Annotated in this window: 7 protein-coding genes; 3 read left to right on the top strand and 4 right to left on the bottom strand. The window is 39.0% G+C overall.

Translation table 11 applies throughout. The annotated features are described in order from the left end of the window. The first annotated feature begins 142 nt into the window (after positions 1-142). Complete coding sequence (gene clpP, locus AC1DRF_RS15705) at positions 143-724, top strand: ATP-dependent Clp endopeptidase proteolytic subunit ClpP (protein WP_427075093.1); 582 nt, start codon at positions 143-145, stop codon at positions 722-724. Positions 725-868: 144 nt separating this feature from the next. After that, the gene (locus AC1DRF_RS15710; RefSeq protein ID WP_013058492.1) at positions 869-1,513 is read left to right on the top strand and encodes a Bax inhibitor-1/YccA family protein; all 645 of its coding nucleotides are present in this window, start codon (positions 869-871) and stop codon (positions 1,511-1,513) included. Here AC1DRF_RS15710 and AC1DRF_RS15715 read toward each other — a convergent pair. Then, complete coding sequence (locus tag AC1DRF_RS15715) at positions 1,496-1,621, bottom strand: hypothetical protein (protein ID WP_427075092.1); 126 nt, start codon at positions 1,619-1,621, stop codon at positions 1,496-1,498. The genes AC1DRF_RS15710 and AC1DRF_RS15715 overlap by 18 nt on opposite strands. Before the next feature lie 157 nt (positions 1,622-1,778). Here AC1DRF_RS15715 and AC1DRF_RS15720 point away from each other — a divergent pair, with 157 nt between their 5' ends. Next, positions 1,779-2,456, top strand: coding sequence for a hypothetical protein (locus AC1DRF_RS15720; RefSeq protein WP_237074216.1), 678 nt, complete (start codon positions 1,779-1,781; stop codon positions 2,454-2,456). A 106-nt stretch (positions 2,457-2,562) separates the two neighbouring features. On the opposite strand, the gene AC1DRF_RS15725 is transcribed toward AC1DRF_RS15720, so the two are convergent. From AC1DRF_RS15725 to AC1DRF_RS15735, 3 genes are all read right to left on the bottom strand, one after another. After that, complete coding sequence (locus AC1DRF_RS15725; protein WP_477741105.1) at positions 2,563-2,748, bottom strand: hypothetical protein; 186 nt, start codon at positions 2,746-2,748, stop codon at positions 2,563-2,565. Positions 2,749-2,791: 43 nt separating this feature from the next. After that, positions 2,792-4,108, bottom strand: coding sequence for a CitMHS family transporter (locus AC1DRF_RS15730; protein WP_025750020.1), 1,317 nt, complete (start codon positions 4,106-4,108; stop codon positions 2,792-2,794). A 296-nt stretch (positions 4,109-4,404) separates the two neighbouring features. Next, positions 4,405-5,265: a LysR family transcriptional regulator gene (locus AC1DRF_RS15735; protein ID WP_025750019.1), complete on the bottom strand. Its 861-nt coding sequence runs from the start codon at positions 5,263-5,265 to the stop codon at positions 4,405-4,407. Positions 5,266-5,436 lie beyond the last annotated feature (171 nt).

The raw sequence follows: 5,436 nt of genomic DNA on the forward strand, positions 1-5,436 counted from the left end.
AAACGTTAGAAGCGCAGGATCCAGCACTTTTGATTCAGGCTTTGCCTTCCTTAAAAAGCGTCATTCAAAAACCAACGTATACTCCGACGTGCACTCTCTGCATGGCTGCATAGCCATATTACATGTGATAAGGAGGATATATATGAGTACGGTTCCATATGTAATTGAACAAAGCAACCGAGGTGAACGTTCGTATGATATTTATTCGAGGCTGTTAAAAGATCGAATTATTTTAATTGGTGATGAAATCAATGATCATATTGCCAACAGCGTGGTCGCGCAGCTGCTGTTTCTTGCGGCAGATGATCCTAAAAAAGATATTTCACTTTATATTAACAGCCCCGGAGGTTCGACTTCAGCAGGGTTTGCGATTTATGATACGATGCAGTATATCAAGCCGGATGTTCAAACGATTTGCACGGGCATGGCCGCTTCTTTTGGCGCACTGCTTCTCCTAGCAGGAGCAAAAGGAAAGCGCTATGCACTGCCGAATAGTGAAGTTATGATTCATCAGCCGCTAGGAGGGGCTAGAGGACAGGCGACTGAAATTGAAATTAGCGCTCGCCGAATTTTAAAGCTCAAGCAGCATATTAATGAAATCATATCAACACGAACGGGACAGCCGGTTGAAAAAGTGGCACATGATACGGAACGAGATTATTTTATGAGTGCTGAAGAAGCAAAGACTTACGGAATTATTGACGGTATTCTGTTGCCAAAATAAAGAGATACCAAGTAAGCATAGACGGCAGCGTCTATGCTTACTTTCTATAAAAATAAGAAAAAAGACCTTAGTATTATCTTTATTTTTCTTGAAAAGGTAGGTATTATATAAAATATAACAGATTTTAGAAAGAAGGTTTTACACATGCAAGAAGTAATTGGAGTAGAGCAGCGGTCTCTGTTTCAAAAAGTATTAGTAACATTTATTTTTTCGTTATTTATTTCCACAGTTGGCTTATACGTAGGTCAATATGTGCCGCCGGCTTATTTTATTCCATTAGCGATTGCTGAGCTTGTGATGCTGGTTGCGGCATTTATGTTACGAAAGAAAAAAAGCGTAGGATACGGTTTTACATATGCGTTTTCATTTATATCAGGCATCACGCTCTTTCCAATTGTTAGCCACTATGCATCAGTAGCGGGAGCACAAGTTGTTCTTTATGCGTTTGGAAGCACGTTCGTTATTTTTACGGTGATGGGTGTAATTGGCGCAAAAACGAAAAAAGATTTAGGATTTTTAGGCAGCTTTTTATTAGTAGCGCTGTTAGCACTAGTCTGTATCAGCATTTTCTCGTTGTTTAGTCCATTAACAACGCCTGGACTCATGGCATTCTCAGTGATTGGTACCATCGTTTTCTCACTTTACGTGCTGTATGATTTTAACAAAATGAAGCACGGTGAAATCACGGAAGAGCTTGTTCCGATTTTGGCACTGTCTTTGTATTTAGATTTTATTAATCTATTCATCAACTTGCTTCGCTTTTTCGGTATTTTAGGCAGCGATGATTAATAAGAAAAACCTGTTGTCACAACAGGTTTTTTCTTTTTGCTTACGGTATTTCTGAAACGAAAATACGCTGTCAACAACGCCGGTGCTGATGATTACATACGTATTCATGAAATCCTCCTTATAAAAGGGTTAGTGTTATGTCTGCGAGATAAAGAAAGGATATGCGAATCTAAAATAAGTTCGTTTAGTGGTTCGAGTCTTTGAAAAAATGGTAGTATAGAACAGGTACATAGCGAACGTAAATTTTTTGGAAGGATGCATGTTAGTGGTGAATTTTAAGGAGTTTTTTACTATTTCTTCGTATGAAGTAATGGAGCATATGAGTCGAAAAGAAAACGGAAAGAATATAGATGAATATGAAGTGATGTTGTATAACGAAAACGTCAGTCAAACAGAAAATGTGATGATTAAGTTTAAAAAGGTGAGCGATGAAATAGCAGTGGAAAAGGTCCAAACGTTCTCTTACTTTGATCAACAGAGTCCCAAACATCCCTGTAAGATTTGCGGCAGTGAAGTGATGGTAAAAGAGAACAGCACTGAAGAACTAAATGTTTACGCACATAATTGTTCATTTAACTATGAAGAAATAGAGTGCTGTTTAAGAGAACTAGTACAAAATGAACTTTTACAGGATAGATTTACTCAAGAAGAATTCGACCGGAACTATGGAGTTAACTACCGTGATGACGCTAACCAGCAATATAGCTTTTACGATGCCCAGCAAAGAGATACTTTTTACACCATCTTTAACGATAGTGTTTATCACACCTCTTACGCAGGACCACAAGAGCTCCGCTGCAAGTTTTGCGGGATGGATGAAGAGCTGCTTGTTGTAGACGGAGCCTTCTACCAAAAGTGCACAGTGCTAACTCCACATACAAATCAAATTATTAATATGATTGAAGCAAGAAAACAAAACGAACCAGACGTAACAAAACGTTGAGGAGAGAAAAGGGACCGAAGTCTCAGAAGAACATAAAAAAAGAAGCTTCCTTTTGAGCGAAAGGAAGCTTATCAAGTTTGTACCTATAGGATTGAGTGGTGCATAATTAAATAGCTACCGGAATAACCGATGAATCATTAAAGTAAACAACTTCTGAAAGAATGGTGCAGCCTTTCAGGTTTTTGAGCTGAGAAAGGGCTTCTTCTTTGCTATCAAACTCGTACATTCTCATTTCACCTTTTCCTACATAACACGTAATTACATACATTTTAGAAGTACCTCCACGTATCATTTATCAATTTATTAATAAAAAGCCATAGCGGCTTTTATTCCTATTAAAATAGCGTAAGTGCACCTGTGACAATAGCAAGGACAATTAGAACAAGAGACGTTAAAACGGCCCATTTAAATGCAAAGCGCTGATGTTCACCAAGATCAACACCTACCATACCTACAAGTAAGAAAGTAGACGCAACGAGTGGACTTAACAGATGAACAGGTTGTCCGAGCACTGAAGCTCGCGCAATTTCCATCGGATCAATTCCGTAAGAAGCAGCTGTTTCAGCGAATATTGGTAAAACACCGAAGTAATAAGCGTCGTTACTCATCACGAATGTAAACGGCATGCTTGTTAAAGCAACGATTGTCGGTAAAAACGAACCGAGTGAATCAGGAACTAAATGAATTAACAGGCTTGCCATTTCATCAACCATTTTAGTGCCGGATAGTATTCCTGTAAAAATACCGGCTGCAAACACAAGGGCTGCAACGGTTAACGCGTTGCCTGCATGAGCCATTAAACGTTCTTTTTGATCCTCAAGTTTTGGATAGTTAATCATAAGAGCAAGCGCAAAACCAATCATAAATAAAACAGAAACAGACCAAATGCCAGAAACCAATACGACCATGAGTGCAATGGTTAAAGCTAAGTTAATCCAGATTTTTTTAGGCTGTGTAATATCTTCTTGAGAAGTTAAAGATGCGTCTTCAGCAAACGCAAGCGAGCTTTTTAATTCAAACTGCTCGATGTCAATAGCACCAAGTCGTCTGCGCTCTTTTTTTCCAAGAATATAGCCTGTAAAAACAACCCACAAAGCTCCGCCAATTAACGTTGGAAGAAGTGGAATAAAGAACTCAGATGCATCGAGGTGAAGGGCGACAATCGCACGAGTAGCCGGGCCTCCCCAAGGCGTCATGCTGCTCATAATACTAAGAGAAAGCATCGCAACTGTCGTTAACACTAACGGACTCATATTCAGGCGTTTATAAAGTGGAAGAAGAGCAGAAACCGTAATCATATAAGTGGTTGTACCGTCTCCGTCTAGTGCAACTAAAAGCGATAGAAGAGCCGTTCCGATGACGATTTTAAGCGGATCGCCTTTTACGATTTTTAACAGCTGCTTAATTAATGGATCAAACAGTCCGGCATCAATCATAACCCCGAAATATAAGATGGCGAAAAGCAGCATCGCAGCTGACGGAGCTACTTGTTTTAGACCTTCTAGCATCATGTCTCCGACGCCTTTGCCAAACCCTCCAATCACCGCAAAAAGAAGTGGAATTACCATTAAAGCTACGATAGGAGACATCCTTTTTGACATAATGAGATACGTAAAGACAATAATCATTGTAAAACCTAGTAGTGCTAGCATTCAAACAACCTCCTTTATTTTCCCTCTTTTCTCTGAAAGCGTTTTCTTTTAGAGTAAAAAAACGTGACTAACATCTCTCATCCCCATGTATGAGCCGTAGTTTGATTATTAAGAATTTTTAAAGCCGCTCTTTACTCCCGCTGATGTTTCTTGTTTTCATGTTAGTACATTTTTAAAAATAAAGGAAATATAGGTTTTTTTAGAAAGTTCATAAAAAATTTTTATAATGGTAGTCTAGAAAAAAGCTTGGTCTAAAAGAGAGATTCTTCCAAGACGCAAACTTTTTAGCTTTGGCTTTATTTTTCACTTAGCTTTAAAAAGTCAATAAACGCTTTCACGACCGATAGATTCAAGTAAGAAGGATCATACATGAGCCACGTGTTTCGAAGCAAAGGTGATTCATCTCGGTACGAAAGTCCGTATGTATATAAGTTGTCGCTGGAGTGAAGGCAAATTTCAGGTAAAATGGCAAAGCCTAAATCATTTTTGACCATTTCTTTGGCCGTTTCTTGCCGGTCAACTTCCATTGCCACAAACGGAGGCTCTGAAAACTTGTCATGCCACCAGTCTTGAATGAGATCTTTTAGCGACGTATCGGTTTTATAGTTAATATAAGGCAGGTTCGGCAAGTCATCGATCGCAATCTCTTTCTTCGAAATTAAGCAGAGCCGTTCTTTCGTCAGCAGTGATTTCTCTCCGTTCCACGGGTAATTGCCTCGTAAAATGCCAACGTGCACACGCGAAGAGTCTAATAGATTCATAACTTGCGTACTCCAGCCCGTATTGACGCTGAACTGTACATTTGGGTAGTGAAGAGAGAACTGCTTTAAAATTTTAGGAAGCTTATGCTGTGCAAAGTTACTCGATACCCCTAAGCGAAGCGTTCCCGTAACGGTTTCGCTCATATTACGCATGCTGTCTTTTGTTTCCTGCAGCTGCTTCCACATATTTTCCGCATAGCGAACAAGATGCTCACCTTCAGATGTAAACTCAATTCCTTTTTTCGTTTTGAAAAAAAGCGACACGCCAAATTCTTCTTCAAGATTTTTAAGACGGTAGCTTAAAGAAGGCTGCGATACGTAGAGCCTTTCAGCCGTTCGCGTAATGTTCTTTTCTTCGTGAAGCGTTTTAATTAATATCCAATCTTTTTGATCCATCCCGATTCCCCCTTGTATTTAGATTATAAAAAAATTTTTAAAAAGACAATAAATTTTATGTATTTTACTTATGACCACCTCTATTATACGATAAATGGCAAATGAACCGGTTCTAAATAGTAAAAAAATAAAATGGTTTGATGAACGCCTCGGCGTTTGTTAGTAGGGGAG

The organism is Priestia sp. P5_B4, from assembly GCF_056400385.1.